General features: G+C 65.7%; 13 protein-coding genes. 7 read left to right on the top strand and 6 right to left on the bottom strand.

The features are described 5' to 3' along the window. Nucleotides 1–153 precede the first annotated feature (153 nt). Complete coding sequence (locus tag QW845_RS08010; protein WP_315801064.1) at nt 154–1,152, top strand: hypothetical protein; 999 nt, start codon at nt 154–156, stop codon at nt 1,150–1,152. A gap of 480 nt (nt 1,153–1,632) precedes the next feature. Here QW845_RS08010 and QW845_RS08005 read toward each other — a convergent pair whose 3' ends face one another. The 3 genes from QW845_RS08005 to QW845_RS07995 all read right to left on the bottom strand — a co-directional run bounded on the left by QW845_RS08005 (nt 1,633) and on the right by QW845_RS07995 (nt 3,999). Beyond that, complete coding sequence (locus QW845_RS08005; protein ID WP_315801063.1) at nt 1,633–2,253, bottom strand: transglutaminase-like cysteine peptidase; 621 nt, start codon at nt 2,251–2,253, stop codon at nt 1,633–1,635. Nucleotides 2,254–2,585: 332 nt separating this feature from the next. Next, the gene (locus tag QW845_RS08000; RefSeq protein WP_315801062.1) at nt 2,586–3,200 is read right to left on the bottom strand and encodes a PilZ domain-containing protein; all 615 of its coding nucleotides are present in this window, start codon (nt 3,198–3,200) and stop codon (nt 2,586–2,588) included. A gap of 241 nt (nt 3,201–3,441) precedes the next feature. After that, nucleotides 3,442–3,999 carry a PAS domain-containing protein gene (locus QW845_RS07995; RefSeq protein ID WP_315801061.1) on the bottom strand — a complete coding sequence of 186 codons (558 nt, stop codon included), beginning with the start codon at nt 3,997–3,999 and terminating at the stop codon, nt 3,442–3,444. 523 nt (nt 4,000–4,522) lie between these two features. On the opposite strand from QW845_RS07995, the gene QW845_RS07990 reads away from it, so the two are divergent. Beyond that, complete coding sequence (locus QW845_RS07990; protein ID WP_315801060.1) at nt 4,523–5,320, top strand: rhomboid family intramembrane serine protease; 798 nt, start codon at nt 4,523–4,525, stop codon at nt 5,318–5,320. A 304-nt stretch (nt 5,321–5,624) separates the two neighbouring features. Next, the gene (locus tag QW845_RS07985; protein WP_315801059.1) at nt 5,625–6,053 is read left to right on the top strand and encodes a CBS domain-containing protein; all 429 of its coding nucleotides are present in this window, start codon (nt 5,625–5,627) and stop codon (nt 6,051–6,053) included. Here QW845_RS07985 and QW845_RS07980 read toward each other — a convergent pair. Next, entirely contained in the window at nt 6,040–7,059 is a 1,020-nt protein-coding gene (locus QW845_RS07980) for a patatin-like phospholipase family protein (protein WP_315801058.1), read from the bottom strand. The two genes, QW845_RS07985 and QW845_RS07980, sit on opposite strands and share 14 nt — an antisense overlap. 273 nt (nt 7,060–7,332) lie before the next feature. Here QW845_RS07980 and QW845_RS07975 point away from each other — a divergent pair, with 273 nt between their 5' ends. The 3 genes from QW845_RS07975 to QW845_RS07965 all read left to right on the top strand — a co-directional run bounded on the left by QW845_RS07975 (nt 7,333) and on the right by QW845_RS07965 (nt 12,237). Continuing rightward, nucleotides 7,333–8,409, top strand: coding sequence for a hypothetical protein (locus QW845_RS07975; RefSeq protein ID WP_315801057.1), 1,077 nt, complete (start codon nt 7,333–7,335; stop codon nt 8,407–8,409). A 73-nt stretch (nt 8,410–8,482) separates the two neighbouring features. After that, nucleotides 8,483–8,653, top strand: coding sequence for an RNA polymerase sigma factor region1.1 domain-containing protein (locus QW845_RS07970; protein ID WP_315801056.1), 171 nt, complete (start codon nt 8,483–8,485; stop codon nt 8,651–8,653). 1,112 nt (nt 8,654–9,765) lie between these two features. Continuing rightward, a complete protein-coding gene (locus tag QW845_RS07965; protein WP_315801055.1) occupies nt 9,766–12,237 on the top strand; it encodes a putative bifunctional diguanylate cyclase/phosphodiesterase in 2,472 nt (823 codons plus the stop codon). Nucleotides 12,238–12,433: 196 nt separating this feature from the next. Here QW845_RS07965 and QW845_RS07960 read toward each other — a convergent pair whose 3' ends face one another. After that, entirely contained in the window at nt 12,434–12,997 is a 564-nt protein-coding gene (locus QW845_RS07960) for a nitroreductase (protein WP_315801054.1), read from the bottom strand. Nucleotides 12,998–13,261: 264 nt separating this feature from the next. Between QW845_RS07960 and QW845_RS07955 the strand changes: the two genes are divergently transcribed. After that, nucleotides 13,262–14,218 (top strand): hypothetical protein, encoded by a 957-nt coding sequence (locus QW845_RS07955; RefSeq protein ID WP_409997881.1) that lies wholly within the window; start codon nt 13,262–13,264, stop codon nt 14,216–14,218. 214 nt (nt 14,219–14,432) lie between these two features. Here the strand turns inward: QW845_RS07955 and thrS are convergent, their stop codons facing one another. Next, on the bottom strand, nt 14,433–16,505 hold the full coding sequence (thrS, locus tag QW845_RS07950; protein WP_409997880.1) for a threonine--tRNA ligase: 2,073 nt from the start codon (nt 16,503–16,505) through the stop codon (nt 14,433–14,435). Nucleotides 16,506–16,603: the final 98 nt, after the last annotated feature.

Below are 16,603 nucleotides of genomic sequence, written 5' to 3'. Positions count from 1 at the left end.
TGCCGTGCCTCTCACCGTCCGCGACCGGCGGCAAGACGTCTAACTTCAAACTCAGAATTCGATCTGAGGTCGATTTTATTGCGCGCGATGGCGAACGCATGTGGTATTTTATAACCGTTGTTCTGGTCGGCCCGGGGGGCGCGTGCGTGCGTGATGAGGCACAAGCTTTGGTTGTTAATCTATATTGCCATGGTCATCTTATCGGGCTGCCTGGCAGCTCCGATCGCATATAGCGGCAGGGGTATCTCGATCGCCGGATGCAAGCCGGCGCCGGAGCGTGATCAGTTCATCAGCTCGTGCAGTGCGCGCCGGTTTGGAGACTTCGAGCATGCTGCGTTTTGGTTCGGGATCGAGCGCAGGGCGCTTGCCAACCTGAAGGCAGCCGATGTGGTCTTCACGGGATCGAGCCGCACGATGTTTGCTTTCAGCACGGCCGAAGTGCGGTCGTATTTTGCCGCACGCGGTTTACGGCAGTTCAATCTCGGATTCAGCTATGAGGACCAGCAGGCGTTCTTCTCTGCGCTTGCAGTGAAGCACCATCTGCGTCCACGTGTGCTGGTGATTGGCGTCGACCCCTATTTCAACGACCGTGTGAGCGAGCCCGCTCTGGCCGCGATGCATGATCGATGGGAGCTCGGGCGGGCTCTGGTCAAGAAGGGGGAGATGTGGGCCCAGCCAGCCCTATGCAAATTTCGGTTTATCGACTGCGAAATTGCGCCGACGGCCTTCAGATCGTCAGTGGATGGCTATTTTCTCTGGCGGGATTCGCTTATGGCGGATCGCCAGCGCCCGCGGGTTCGTCGGGATCGGTTGCGGGACTTTCAGGTCAATGTGCCGCTCGCGGCGATCGAGGCGAACACCTTCTTGAAGCGAATTGGCATGCCTGCCGACTGTGTCGTCCTGGTCCCGATGCCGACGACCGAAATCTGGCCAAAGCCGGATCCGACCAGCCAACTCGCCGAGACGATCGGAGCCATGTATATCGACGCGGACACCGGCGACGATCTCACCTTCGTCGACGAGGTGCATCTGTCATTTGACAGCGCGAAGCGGTTCTCGTCGGAATTTGTTCGCGCGTTCGACCGGCTGCCGCAGACCTGCTTGAACAATGGTCCATTGCCGGCCGAAGCCTCCGCGCTTCCTGGCAAGTGATGGAGCCGGGACGGTCGGGATCGCCGCTGGCCTCTAAACCGGGGGCGCCTACATCTCGGCCTGCTCTCAGGACGGCATCGCGGAGAGATACGCGGGGACAGTCGATCGTGCCCGACGCGGGAGATCCGGGCGGCAGCCTTTGCCGAGGACTGGTCGATTGGTCGTGCTCATTGAGATGGCCCGTCGGCCTGGATTGTCGTCCCAATAGACGTAGACGGACTCGCGCCGTCCCCGAACGCACCTGGCACCAGATTTCGGAAGCCCGCCGACGCGGCAGGAGGGTGAACGGGAGATTTCCCGGTCTCGTGCCGTACTCGCACGCGTTCATGAACTATCGTCGGCCGGGCGACGCCGCCAAAAAAAGTTGCGGCCAGCCCTTGGGGGAGAGCTGGCCGCGCGCGAACCGGTCTGGGACGGGGAGGGGTGGGGATGTGACCGGGTCGCGTAACTCGAATTCCTGTCTCGCCTCTCTGATCAGCGCTATCTGGCGCTGGCGGTGGCCACTGCCGGGCGACCGTCGCCGAGCGAGACCCACACGTTCGGGTCGCTCTGCGACTGCCGCTTGACGAAGCGGTAGCCGGTTTCGGTCCAGGCGACGACGTTCTCGTTCTGATTGTCGAGCACGTACTCGCCCTTGTCGGTCTTCACGGTGAGGACGGCATGTCCTTCACCCTTCTTGTCGCGCACTACCGTGATCAGCAGCGCCTCGCGGGGCCAGCCGGCATCGATCAGCAGCTTGCGCTTCAGCAGCACGTAATCCTCGCAGTCGCCGTAGCCATCCGTCGGCAGCGACCATTTCTCGACCACGCCCCAATGGTCCATGTCGGTGATCGGCTTGACGTTCTCGTTGACCCAGCGATTGACCTTTAGCAGATCGCGCCACGCGGTCTGGGACAGCACGATGTCGCGGGGCTGCGACGCGCCGCCGCGGCATTCCTCGGGGGTCTCGGTGCAGAACTCGACCCAGCCGATCGGCGCCCGCGCGGTGTCGCCCAGGCTCGCATAGAGCACCCGGTCATCACCGGCATGCGCCACCCCGCCCATCGCCATCAGGAAGGCTGCGACCGCCCACCCTGTTGCCTGTCCCGTCCGCTTGACCATTTTGGCCCCCGTTTTCGTTGGGACCATCTGTCTCACAAAGATTTTTCGCTGCCGCTAAATCGCCACGATGGATTTGACGCAAATCCAAGTAAAACAAAGGGCTTATTCGACTTTCACTTGAATCGAATCTAGCTAAAATTTGAATCATTCGCGGTTGAATCGAATGCGCTGCATTAAGCCGGGAACCGCTGCCGTTGCAGGGTCCCGTGCGCTTTTCCCGCCAACCATTAACTGCGCTGGACTGCCTGTGCGATGGCCGAACGCCACACGGCGCCCGTGGTGGCGGACGCCGTGTGCTCCGTGAAGTTGCGGGATTTCAGAGGCTTGCGGCTTTACCGCGCGGTAACGCTGTCTTCGAGCGTTTCGGCGAGCTGGGCGTGCATGAACTCGATCGCGAAGCCGCCTTCGAGATTTCGCACCACGCGCGCCTGGACGCGGCCGAGCATGACCTGCGATTTCAGCGGCGGCCTGGTCTCCGCCGCAATCGCCGCGCCCGACAGCGACATGTCGATGATGCGGCAGGTCATCTTGGTGCCGTCCTCGAGCGTCAGCACCGCGATCGGGTTGCGCGGAATGATACGGTCGTGGCGGCGATCCTCCGGCAGGTTGAGGATGTCGCGGTTGGCGAGCCAGGTCAGCTGCGCGGCGAGCTTGTCGCGCTTGCGCGCGGTGGCGCCGATCGTCATCGCGAAGCCGTTGTCGATGATGCGGGTGATCTTGCCCTCGACGCGGCCGATATGGTCGAGATAGGCGATCACGCGGTCGCCGACATTGCCGATGCCGGGTGCGAGCAGTGCCAGCCCGCCCGGCGACATGTTGATCACCTGGCAGGGAAACTCGCGCCGGTCGGGCAGCATGTAGCGGCCGAGCAGGTGGACCTTGACCCGCTGGAAACGGCGGCGCTCCTCGGCGGCCGGAAGAGAGAGTTTTTTGTTCGGCAACGCCATGTTTCGCCACTCAAAGCCGGCTCTTAGCGTGCCGGATGATCCAGTGTTGAAACTAAGTCCTGCACGGTTAATTCAGCGTTATCGCAGCACCGCAGGCGTTCATCTTGTTCGCGCAAGACGAGCATTGCCGCTGATGACGGCTCTCTCCGTCATTCCGGGCCTTGTCCGGATGATGCGCTCGCAATGACGGGGAGAGAGCTGGGGCCCCGACGAGGCTTACGGGACACGGATCTGCAGGAAGTCAGCGCAGTCCCTCATACACCATCAGGCCGCGGGCGAGCGCGAGCTTGCGCAGCGCGCGCGGCACGATCGGCTCGACCGGCAGATGGATGTAGCGCCATGACACCATCTCCAGCGGGCCGAGCGCGCCCCTTGGCGTCTCGAACGGGGCGAGCAGGCCGGTCAGGCTGATCGGTTCATGCGCGCGGGTCGCGAACGGCAGCAGCAGCAGCTCGAAATGCGCGGTCGTGCGATCCGGCGCCTGCGCCGTCACGCCGGCGATCGCCGGCAGCGACTCTTCGCAGACCACCGCCGTGATCTCCTCGATCTCGCGGCGGCTGGCCGGCGCGAACTGCGCCGGAAAGCTCCGGTCCTTGACGTCGCCGCCGAGCAGGGCGCACAGCCGCGTGCCGGCCATGCGGAACGGAAAGCCGCTGTCGGCATCGCAGGACAGGACGAAGATGTCGCCCAGCAGCTCGCGCACGGCCGACGGCTCGAAGTCGCAGCGCTCCGGCGCCTTGGCATGGCCGCGCCTGTCGTTCCAATAGGCGAAGAGCTCGCGATTGGACGGATGTTTCATCTCGGTAACCCCTCGCGCCCTCGACGTCACGGGGGACATTGCTGTCCCGCTTTCGTCCAGGCGCCTCCCTGGTTGATTTTCGCAGGAGGGGTGGTGCAGCGTCCATGCCGATGGTGCGATCGTGCCGGCTTTGCCCCGGCCTTCCGCGCGTTAAGGTTAAATTAACGATGAGCTTGGCGGCGTCCCGGCGATCGTTAACAATGCGTTCATCAGATCGCGGCCGGACGGTGCAAGGTCCGCCGCGATACGGTGAGGTACACGCAGGCGGCGTCAAACAAGTCTGGTCGTCGCGACGGGGCGGGGTGGGGACAACAACCCCGGGCGCTCCGGACGCGGCAAAGGCCGGCAAGTCTCGGAGGGAGGGTCTTCTCAGGACCCTCCCTCGTTCTTTTGGCGGATCCGTCGCCCTTTCGCCTCCGCTGCCTCCGCCCCACACATCAACTCTGCCGCCGTGCGCTTGCGCAGGCCGGCCAAAGCCGCCTATCTGACGGATCTGTTCCTCTCGTCGAAGGCGTGCGTTCCGTTGGATTCCTCCTCGTCAGACCTCACGCAGGATCCGCCGCTCCAGCAGGCGCGGGAGCCGATCCTCAATCTGCCGGGCGCACTGACCGCCTACATCCTGCTGATCGCGGTGATCCATCTGCGCGTGCTGCTGCCGGACGAGTGGAACGCAGGGATCATCGACCTGTTCGCCTTTGTCCCGAAACGATACGACCAGACCCTGATGGACGGGGCGTTTCCCGGCGGCACGCCGGCCAAGATCTGGACCTTTTTCAGCTACTCGCTGCTGCACGCCAATCTGGCGCATATCGGCTTCAACGTGCTGTGGCTGCTGCCGTTCGGCAGCGCGCTCGCGCGCCGCTTCGGAGCGCTCAGGTTCTATCTGTTCCTGGCGGTGACGGCGGCGGCCGGTGCACTGGCGCATCTGCTCACCCATGAGCATGCGCTGGCGCCGATGATCGGTGCCTCGGCCTCGGTGTCCGGCACCATGGCGGCGGCCATGCGCTTCGCCTTCGTGAGCGGCAGCTTCCTGTCGTTCACCCGTGGCGATGCCGATGCGGCGGCCAGGGTGCCGGCGCTGTCGCTGACGCGTGCGCTGCGCAATCCGCGGGTCCTCGGCTTTCTGGCGGTGTGGTTCGGCGTCAACATCGTGTTCGGCATCGGCGGCATCACGCCCGGCGCCGAGGGCGCCGACGTCGCCTGGCAGGCGCATATCGGCGGCTTCATCGCCGGACTGATCCTGTTTGCGCTGTTCGATCCCATCCCGCATGTGCGTGGCGATGCTGCGCCTGCGTTGCCGTCCGACGCGGCCGACCATTAGTTGCCGCGATCCTGCGCTTGCGAGCGCGGGTGATTTCATTCATCATTTGCGTCCACCACAACCGGGACACGATTCCGGGCGAACGAAAGCAGGCCCTTTTGTGCCATGCGGCAGGCCTGCGAAGGGCGTTGCAACCACAACGCGATCCGCTGCGTTGGATCAGACGCGGTCGGGCCGGATGCGTTGGATCGGTTGCGCTGCCAGACTGTTGATTGAAGACTCGCTTGACTGACGATCGCTGGAAGCATCGGCCGCAACGACGCCTCGTTCAAGAAGGCGCACCGGCCTTTCAAGGAGACGAGCAATGACAGTACGTGCGATCCTCGACATCAAGGGCCACCAGGTCGAGAGCGTCGAGTCCCAGACCACACTCGCCGAGGCTGCCAAGCGGCTCGCCGAGCGCAAGATCGGCGCGGTGCTGGTGATGTCGGGCAGCCGGATGGAGGGCATCCTCTCGGAACGCGACATCGTCCGCGCGCTCGGCGAGCGCGGCGCCGCGGCGCTGACCGAGCCGGTGTCGAACGTGATGACGCGGCGGGTGGTGAGCTGCAAGCCGGCGGATACGGTCGCCTCGATCATGGAGATGATGACCAACGGCAAGTTCCGCCATCTGCCGGTGATCGAGGGGGGCGGCGTGGTCGGCCTGATCTCGATCGGCGACGTCGTGAAGTGGCGCGTCCAGGAATACGAGACCGAGCAGGAAGCGCTCCGCCAGTATATCAAGACGGCGTAGTCGCTCCGCCGCCGGTCGGCGTGACTGCGCCGATCGCCTCCTGGATTGAATCCAGCGCACGTTCGGCCGCCCTTGTGCCGAACGCGATGAGGTCGGCCGCGCGATGGAAGTCGAACCAGCCGATCTGGCCGACGCGCGGCGAGATCAGCAGGTCCGGCGGATCGCCGGCGAGGCGCGCACGGGTGATGCGGTCCTGCATGATGTTGAAGGCGTCGACCATCACCGACGAGATGCCCGGCCGGCCGCCTTCGCCGAAGAACTGCCGTTTCACCGCGCGCTCCGGCGAGAACAGCCTGCGGAAGCGCCGCTTCGGCGGCGTGCTTTCCATCACCGTCTCCGGCACCTGGACCGGCTGGCCATGCGCGTAGATCGTTGTCGAATGCGTGAACACGTCGCTGGACAGGTTGGCGGCGATCACGATCTCGGCGCCGAGCGCCCGCGCCGCCGACACCGGCACCGGATTGACCATCGCGCCGTCGACCAGCCAGCGGTCGCCGATCAGGACCGGCGCGAAGATGCCGGGCAGGGCATAGGAGGCGCGCATCGCATCGACCAGGCTGCCATGGGTCAGCCAGATCTCGTGCCCTGTGCGAATCTCGGTTGCCACCGTCGCGACCTTCATCGGCAGCTCCTCGATCGTGATGCGGCCGAGCGAGGCTTCGAGCTGCGCGGCGAGCTTCTCGCCGCCGATCAGGCCGGAGCCATTGAGGCGGATGTCGAGATAGCCGAGGATGTTGCGCATCTGCAGGCTGCGCGCCCATTCCTCCAGGGTATCGAGCTGGCCGGCCGCATAGGCGCCGCCGACCACGGCGCCGATCGAGGTGCCGACCACGACGTCGGGCACGATGCCGTGGGCCATCAGGGTCCGGATGACGCCGATATGGGCAAAGCCGCGCGCCGCGCCGCCACCCAGCGCCAGCCCGATCACCGGCTTGCGGATCGTCCCGAGACCGACATCGGAACCTTCGGTTCCGCTCGCACGGCGTCCTTTCAGAATATCCAGCACCGAGATCTCCACGCCTACGCATACTGTGTGCAACGAGTCGGCAACGGACTCATGACGCATGACAGCCTAGCACCAGCCTACCAGAAGCATCCTTTATGCCGGGTCGACGGGAGTGCCGGATGCCGCTGATTTGAACGCTCCGCCGGGCAGACTGCGCGCCGCGGGCGCTGAGGCGCCGGAGAATGCGACCAGGTCGCGCGACGTTCGCGCGGTTCCTCAGGGACGGTTGAGTACAGGCTTGAATTTGCCGCGTTTTCGGTCAAAAGCAGGACGATGACGACAGGTCGCGGGTTCACCAGATTCCGGCGCAGCGGGCGGCTATGGCTTGTGCTCGCCTTGTCGTGCCCGCTGACCGGTTTCGTGATGTCGCCGGCCGCGGCGCAACTGTTCGGCGACCGGCCACCGCCGGTTCCGCCGGCCTCGGTGCCCGATCCCGGCGCGGCGGTCAGCCTGGCGCCCCCCTCCGGCCCCGCCGCCGGGCCCATTCCGCCGCCGGCCCCGCAGGCGCTGCCGGGACCCCCGGTCGCCGCGATCCCCCCCGGCGCGCCGGCCGCGATCCCGCCGGTGGCCGCTCCGCCTGCCGCGCTTCCCAATCAGGGCGTGCTGTCGCTGTCGGCGCGGTTCGGCAAGGACCTGCCGAACATCAATGGCGGTCTGGTCTGGCGCGTGTTCGCCGACCGGCCGGACGAATCCGGCGCCTTCAAGATGCTGCGCGAGGATCGCGGCCCGACGCCGAACATCGTGCTGCCGCCCGGCACCTATGTCGTGCATGTCGCGCTCGGCCTCGTCAGCGCGGTCAGGTCGGTGAACCTGAAGACCGAGACCGATCGCGAATCGTTCGTGCTGCCGGCCGGGGGCCTGCGCCTCGAGGGCAGGGTCGGCACCAGCAAGATCCCGCAGAACCAGATCTCGTTCGCCATCTACAAGGGCAGCCAGTTCGACGGCCGCGAGCGGGCGCCGCTGGTGCCGAACGTCGCCGCCGGCGACATGCTGATGCTGCCGGAGGGCACCTATTACATCGTCTCCAACTATGGCGACGCGAACTCGGTGGTGCGCTCCGACATCCGCGTCCAGGCCGGCAAGCTCACCGACGTCACGGTGACGCACCGTGCCGCGGTCATCACCTTGAAGCTCGTCTCCGACAAGGGCGGCGAGGCGCTCGCCAACACCGCCTGGTCGGTCATCAACCCCGGCGGCGACGTGATCAAGGAATCGATCGGCGCCTTTCCCAAGGTCGTGCTGTCCGAAGGCGACTACCGCGCCATCGCCAAGAACGAAGGCAAGGTGTTCGAGCGCTCCTTCAGCGTCGTCAACGGCGTCGACGGCGAGGTCGAGGTGCTGGCGCGGTAGGACGCGCGAAAGCCTGCAGGGGCAAACCGACTCTCCCCGCTATTGATGAGAACCCATCTCCGGGGAGAGCCGCATGCAGATATCCGACATCATCCGCCATGCCATCGCGATCGGTGAGCGTAAGGGATGGATCACGTTCGACGAGCTGAATGAGATCTGTCCAGGCAACACCGTCGCATCCGAGGACATCGAGCGGCTCATGGAGGCGCTCAGCGACGCAGGCATTCGTCTGGAGCAGGAGTGATGCGAGCGCAGAGTTTTTGCAGGATCGCGTTCCACCAATGGTGTCGTCCCGGCGAACGCCGGGACCCATACCGCGGATGCTATCGGGGACGTAGCTGTCAGCGGCCCGCCTCGCCGCGGCCGGTGGCTATGGGTCCCCGCTCAAGGCCGGGACGACGGCGGTGATCGTCGAAGCAGTGGTGCGCGACACGACTCGCTAAACTCGCGACGTCTGCCCGTCGAGTTACTTTGTCGCATGAGCCGTAGGGTGGGCAAAGCAGCCGCCGTAGGCGGCAGCGTGCCCACCGTCGATCCGCGCACGCAACAGGAAGATGGTGGGCACGGCGTCAACTGCGATCGTATGCGTGGAGAGGTCACGGCAGCGCCTTTGCCCACCCTACGGCTTTCTGCCAACCGAACTCATTATTTTGCCCGTCGGGTTACTTTGTCGCAGTTATTTGTCCTTGCGTCGTCGGGCAAATCAGGTCGATCTTTCCGCGCATTCCGCCTCGAGATGAGGGGCGTATCGCGGTCGTCACGAGACGCGAGGCGGGGAGCGGTGGGCGTGGTGGATTGCAGCGCGGGGTTGCTCGCGCCGACGAACGATCCGCTGCGCACGGTCAAGTCGCGCGGTCCTGATATCCCGACGCTGATATCAACTCACGTTGAGGCTTCGCCTTGCGTGGGGATGGTGGCCAGAAAGCCCGGCGCACCAGGGAGAACGCGAAGCAGCCGTTAAAGCCATCGCGCAGGGAGGGCCGGGTTTCCGGCTGACCTGTGGTACCTGCCGCCTGCATTTTTTTCGCAGGCGGGCCACGGGCCTCAGTCGAGGTCCGGCTCTCCCTGCGCCCTCTGTTTGAAGAGGGCGGTTCGATCAGCAAAACTCGGGCAGATCGTGTCGCGAGATCGCGCAGTCACATCCGCATCCGTGCCGTATCTCCCTCTCGTTGGGACAGCGGCGATGAACGTGAAGCGACGCTGTCACAGTCGCTAATGCGCGATAACCATGGAACCACTTAAAACTGTCACAATCGCTGCGCGCCATGCGCGAAGCCAATGCATTTACAGCTCGTTAAAGCCGCGTCTGCTTCAGATACCGCCGGGACCGACAGGGTGGGCGATCGAGTGGGAATGATGAGTGCCGCGACGACCAAGGCGTTGACAACGATCAGCAGCGATCTCTTTGACGACATCCCGGTACTCAGGCGCAAATGGCAGGCCGCATTGAGGCCAGGGCAGCGCCTGCCGCGCTACGAGGACGTGATGCTGGGCAGCCTCGGCCGGCTCGCCGATCACATCGCGGTGCTCAACAACGACGACGGCGGCCTGCAGATTTCGCGCAGCGGTCGCTACGTCCAGCAATGGCTGCAGGACGAACGCTGGGACGTCGCGGTGGAGGCCGTGTCGCCGGATTGTGCCACCGTGCTGGTGGAGGCCGCCAATTGCGCGCTCGTCAGCGGCCAGCCCTATCTCGCCCATGCGCATTGCGTGCGCGACGGCATGGTCCGCAGCTATGATGTCCTGGCGTTGCCGACCAATTCGCGGTGGGGCAGCACGCTGGTCGGGACCTACGTCAACGAGCGTGCCACGCAGTACAATCTGCTCGACGCGATCTTCTCGACGACCGATGACGGCGTCGTCTCGCTCGCGACCATCCGCGACAGCGTCGGCATGCCCTGCGATTTCCAGGTGGTCCATCACAATCGCGCGGCCGCTGACCTGCTCAGGCTGCCGTCGGCGACGCTGCAATGGCATCGGCTGAAGCAGGGCGGCAACATGTTGTGCACGCCCGAGGTGATGGCGCGGCTGTTCGACGTGGTCACGCACGGGCGAAGCGACCAGTTCGAGCTCGACAGCGAAGCGCGCAGTCTCAGGCTCGGCGCCCACGCCTTCGGCGACATCATCTCATTGACCATTGCCGATGTGACCGCGCTGAAGCGGCGCGAGGCCTCGTTCCGGCTGCTGTTCGACGCCAATCCGGTGCCGATGTGCATCCTCGACGCCAAGACCGCGCAGATCCTCAACGTCAACGACGCGATGGTCGGGCACTATGGCTACGGCCGGGCCGATCTCCTGTGCATGAACGTCTGGGATCTCTGGCCGCCGGGCGAATGGGAAAGCCTCGATGACGCGCTGTTGCGGCTCGCCGACGGCGATCTGTTTCACCGCGACTGGCGCCATCGCAAGGCTGATGGCAGTGAGATCGAGGTGCTGACCTATGGCCGCGAGATCAGCTTCGATGGCCGCGACGGCGTGCTGGTCGCGATCGTCGACATCACCGAGCGCCGCCGCGCCGAGGCGCGCATCGCCTACATGGCGCACCATGACGGGCTGACCGGCCTGCCGAACCGCGAATTCTTCCAGCAGCGCCTCACGCAGGAGCTCGACGGCGCCTTGTCGGCGGACAGGCGCATCGCGGTGATGTGCATCGACCTCGACCTGTTCAAGACCGTCAACGATTCCTTCGGCCATCCGATGGGCGACCGGCTGCTGCAGGCGGTCGCGGGCCGCCTGACGCAGCAGATGCATGGCGGCAAGCTGGCGGCGCGGCTCGGCGGTGACGAGTTCGCGGTGATCATCCGTCAGGGCGGCGCCGATGACGCCAGCGAGAGCGCCGCGCGTCTGATCGCGGCGCTCAGCGCTCCCTATGACATCGACGGCAATGAGCTCGTGATCGGTGCCTCCATCGGCATCGCGCTGTCGCCGGGCGACGGCGCGAGCTGCGAGGAACTGATGAAGAACGCCGACATGGCGCTGTACCGCGCCAAGCAGGACGGCGGCCGCGTGCATCGGTTCTTCGAAAAGGAGATGGACCGCCAGGCGCAGAAGCGCCGCGACATGGAGCACGATTTGCGCCGCGCCTTCGCGCAGGGCGAATTCGAGCTGCACTACCAGCCGCTGGTCGACGTCGCGACCGGCGCGATCTCCGGCTTCGAATGCCTGCTGCGCTGGCGCCATCCCGACAAGGGCATGATCTCACCGGCCGACTTCATCCCCGTGGCCGAAGACATTGGACTGATCGTGCCGCTCGGCGAATGGGTGCTGCGCGAGGCCTGTCACGAGGCGGCGCGATGGCCCGATGGCATCAAGGTGGCGGTGAACCTGTCGGCGGTGCAGTTCCGCAGCCGCAATCTGGTGCAGGTCGTGGTGCAGGCGCTGGCACAGTCGGCGCTGGCGCCGGAGCGGCTCGAGCTCGAGATTACCGAGTCGATCCTGCTGGCGGAGACCGAGGCCAATCTGGCGACGCTGCATCAGCTGCGCCAGCTCGGCATCCGCATCTCGATGGACGATTTCGGCACCGGCTATTCCAGCCTCAGCTATCTCCGCAGCTTCCCGTTCGATAAGATCAAGATCGACCGCTCCTTCGTGAAGGACCTCGCGCAGCGCTCCGACTGCCTCGCCATCGTCCGCGCCATCTCCGGCCTCGGCAGGAGTCTCAACATCATCACCACCGCCGAGGGCGTCGAGACATCGGATCAGCTCGACTGGCTGCGCGCCGAAGGCTGCAACCAGGTCCAGGGCTATCTGTTCAGCGCCGCCAAGCCGGCCTCGGAGATCGCGGGGCTATTGGCGCAGTTCGGTGGGCGATCGTCCAAGGCGGCGTGATGGGATGACGGCCGCCACACCCTCAACCGTCGTCCCGGACAAGCGCGCCGTAGGCGCGCGCCGATCCGGGATCCATAACCCCAGGAAGATGTGGTGACGGATGGTGTCGAACGAGCTTGTGTCGCGACTGCCGCCGGTGGTTATGGGTCCCTGCGTTCGCATGCGTTCGCAGGGACGACAGCGGAGATTGTCGCGCTCAGAACCGCGTCACGATGTCCGCCAGCGCCGGGCGCGGGCGGTCCTCGCTCGGCTTGGTCGGCTTGCCGATGTGAATGAGACCTGCGAGCTTCTCCTCCGGCTTCAGGCCGAGCCCGTCCATCACGTCGCGGTCGAACATGAACCAGCCGGACAGCCAGCAGCCGCCATAGCCGAGCGCGGTGGCCGCGGTCAGGATGTTCATCGCGCTGGCGCCGGCCGACAGCTCCTGCTCATAGGCCGGCACCTTGGGATGCGGCCGGGTGAAGCTGACGAGACCGATCACAAGCGGCGCTTCCATGAAGCGGTTCTTCTCCACCTCCAGCTCGGCAGCGGTCGCCTGCGGGTTCTTCCTGGCGAAGGCGGATGCAATGACTTCGCCGGCGCGGCGCCGGCCGTCGCCCTCGAACACGATGAAGCGCCACGGCGCGAGCTTGCCATGGTCCGGCACGCGGGCGCCGATGGTCAGGATGGTGTCGAGCTCGGCGGGCGAGGGGCCGGGACCGCTCATCTCGCGCGGCTTTACGGAGCGGCGGGTCTTCAGGAGTTCAATCGCGTCGGTCACGTCGTCAGGTCTCGTTGGTTGCATCCGCGACAGATAGCATGCGCCCCCGCCCGCAACGAGATCACGGCACGGCGTTTTGATCGGTTCTACCGCGTGCTGCCGCGGCCGCAGGCGGACCCTTTGCTCGAGCCGGCGTGCAGCCGTGACGTGAAGCCGGCCATCTTTCGCCTGGTGCGGCGGCGCCGGTCGTACGGGCTGCGGCCATCGGTCCGCAGCCCGGCCTGGCGCCGGCAATTGTGGAAGTTGGGGTGGATCGGTAAAAAGATGACGCTGGCGACCGCAGCTCGCGGCCGGCCGGGCACCAGCCTTGCAGTGGGAATGACAGCGCTGACACCTTCACCTGATGCCGTACTGCGGCTGCGCGGCGCGCCCGGCTTCGCCGCGGCGATGCGAGCCTCGACCGCAGCCGCGGTCCGGCTCTACCGTGGCGACCGCATCCTCAATGCGTTGCTGAGCGATCGGGCGAGGGCGCTGTTTCCGCATGTCGCGCTGTACCTGCATTTCGCCGAGCAGCGCGACGGCGAGCTCGGCCTGACCGTCGGCGCCATGAAGGAGATGTGCGCCAGACTCGATCTGTGCAGTGGCGGCCGCTGCGAGGCGATGCTGGCGCTGATGCGCGCGGCCGGGCTGGTCGCGTCCGCCGCCAATCTCGACCGTCGCCGGCGTCCGCTGGTGCCGACCGACAAGCTGATCGCGCTGCATCAGGAGCGCTGGGGCGTGCAGTTCGACGCGATGAGCGCGGTACTTCCGGCCGCCGTGGTCTATCGGACGGCGCTGAACGATCCGGCCTTTGTGAAGACCTTCGTGCTCGAGCTCGGCCGCCGCTTCATCGCCGGCCTGCGCGTGCTCGACGGCGCGCCCGAGCTGGAGCCGTTTGCCGAGCGCACAGCCGGCATGGTGATCCTGTTCAGCCTGGCCCAGGGCGCAGGGCCCGAGCAGCCGTTCCCGCCGGATGAACCCGTGCCGCTCTCCATCAACGCCCTGGCGACGCGCTTCTCGGTGTCGCGCAAGCATGTGCTGACACTGCTGCGCGATGCGGAAGAGAAGGGCCTGCTCGCCCGCGGCACCGACGCCATCACCATCCTGCTGCGCGGCCGCGAGGCGATCGAGCGGATGCTCGCGACGATGTTTCTCTACATGGCCGAATGCGCCGAGGTAGCGCTGCAGGCGGCGGGCAAAGATAGAGATTCCGCTGATGTCGTTGTCACTCTGTCAGCGTAGCCGCTCGCGACAGCCGGCCCATGCGGGCGCAAGATCTATCCCCGCGTCATTGCGAGCGCAGCGAAGCAATCCAGACTGTCCCTGTGGAAAGACATTGGATTGCTTCGCTGCGCTCGCAATGACGGCGAGGGAATGTGTTGATCGGATGAGCGCAAGCGACATGCGGGAATACCGTTCCCGCGTGTCGGCCCGCTTATGCGGGGATAGGCTGACCTCAGGCCGCCTCGCGCTGGCGGCGCCGCACGTCGGGCGGCGTCGCCTCGTCGACCAGCGCCGCGATGGCGTCCGCCGTCGGCATCACGGTCTGGCCGTCGCGGCCGAGCCGGCGGACCGAGACCGAATGCGTCTCGGCCTCCTTCTTGCCGACGACGAGCAAAGCCGGGATCTTCTGCAGCGAATGCTCGCGGACCTTGTAGTTGATCTTCTCGTTGCGCAGATCGATCTCGGCCCGCAGTCCCGCCCGCCGCAGCGCCGCCAGCACCTGCTTGGCATATTCGTCGCCCTCCGAGGTGATGGTGGTGACGACGACCTGGGTCGGCGCCAGCCACAACGGGAAGCTGCCGGCGTAGTGCTCGATCAGGATGCCGATGTAGCGCTCCATCGAGCCGCAGATCGCGCGGTGTACCATCACCGGCGCCTTCTTGGCGCCGTCGGCGTCGATGTAGAACGCGCCGAACCGCTCCGGCAGGTTGAAGTCGACCTGCGTGGTGCCGCACTGCCAGTCGCGGCCGATGGCGTCGCGCAGCACGTATTCGAACTTCGGCCCGTAGAACGCGCCTTCGCCCGGATTGATCTCGGTCTTGATGTGGTTGCTCTGCGCCTTGATCTCGTTGAGCACGGTGGCCATCACGCGCTCGGCGTGATCCCACATCTCGTCGGTGCCGACGCGCTTGTCCGGCCGGGTCGACAGCTTGACCGTCAGCTCGCCTTCGAAGCCGAAATCCGAGTAGGTCGACAGGATGAGGTCGTTGATCTTCAGGCACTCCTCGGCGAGCTGATCTTCCGTGCAGAAGATGTGCGCGTCGTCCTGGGTGAAGCCGCGCACGCGCATCAGGCCGTGCATGGCGCCGGAAGCCTCGTAGCGATGCACGACGCCGAACTCCGCGAGCCGCAACGGCAGGTCGCGGTAGCTCTTCAGGCCATGCTTGAAGATCTGCACGTGACCCGGGCAGTTCATCGGCTTCAGCGCGAACCAGCGCTTGTCCTCGGCCTCGTCGCCGGCGGACTGCGCCGCGAACATGTTCTCGCGATACCAGTTCCAGTGGCCCGAGGTCTCCCACAGCGACTTGTCGAGGATCTGCGGCGCGTTCACCTCGTCATACTCGCCGGCGAGGCGCCGGCGCATGTAGGCGATCAGCGCCTGGAAGATGCTCCAGCCTTTCGGATGCCAGAACACGACGCCCGGGCCTTCCTCCTGGAAGTGGAACAGGTCGAGCTCGCGGCCGAGCTTGCGGTGGTCGCGCTTCTCGGCCTCCTCGATCTGCTTCAGATAGGCGTCGAGCTGCTCCTGCTTGGCGAAGGCGGTGCCGTAGATGCGGGTCAGCATGGGATTGTTGGAATCGCCGCGCCAATAGGCGCCCGCCACCTTCATCAGCTTGAAGGCGTTGCCGATCTTCCCGGTCGAGGTCATGTGCGGGCCGCGGCACAGGTCGAACCAGTCGCCCTGGTAGTAGATCTTGATCGGCTCGCTGCCGGGAATGGCATCGACCAGCTCGACCTTGAACGCCTCGCCCTTGTCGCGGAACACCTGCTTGGTCTTTTCGCGGTCCCACACCTCCTTGGTGAAGGGTTTGTCGCGGCCGATGATCTCGCGCATCTTCTTCTCGATCGCGGCGAAGTCCTCGGGGGTGAACGGCTCGTTGCGGAAGAAATCGTAATAGAAGCCGTTCTCGATCACGGGGCCGATCGTGACCTGGGTGCCGGGCCACAGCGCCTGCACGGCTTCCGCAAGCACGTGCGCGCAGTCGTGCCGGATCAGCTCCAGCGCGCGCGGGTCGTCGCGGTCGACGAGCTCGAGCTTGGCGTCCTCGGTGATGGGATCGATGAGGTCGACGAGGTCGCCATTCAGCGCCATCGCGACGGTGCGCTTGGCGAGCGAGGGCGAGATGCCCTTGGCGATGTCGAAGCCGGTGGTGCCTCTGGGATATTCGCGGCGGGCGCCGTCGGGGAAGCTGATGGTGATCTTCTCGACCGGGGCGGCGGGCTTCAGGTTGCTGAGGCTGTATTGGAAGCCGGGCTTGGACTGGTCGGCGGCGGATTTCGCGTCGGGCGATTTGGAATCAGGCATGGGTCTCTCCTTGAGCTCACTCCTGCGAACGAGCGCAGGTAAGCGGGAGCAAGGGGTATAGCAGGGGATTCGGAGGCTGCAACCCGGGGAGGGAGGGG

The organism is Bradyrhizobium sp. SZCCHNS3002 (genome assembly GCF_032377435.1).
Classification (GTDB): Bacteria; Pseudomonadota; Alphaproteobacteria; order Rhizobiales; family Xanthobacteraceae; genus Bradyrhizobium.
Note: the sequence above shows the minus strand (reverse complement) of the source record. Positions and strands in the feature narration are given on the sequence as shown.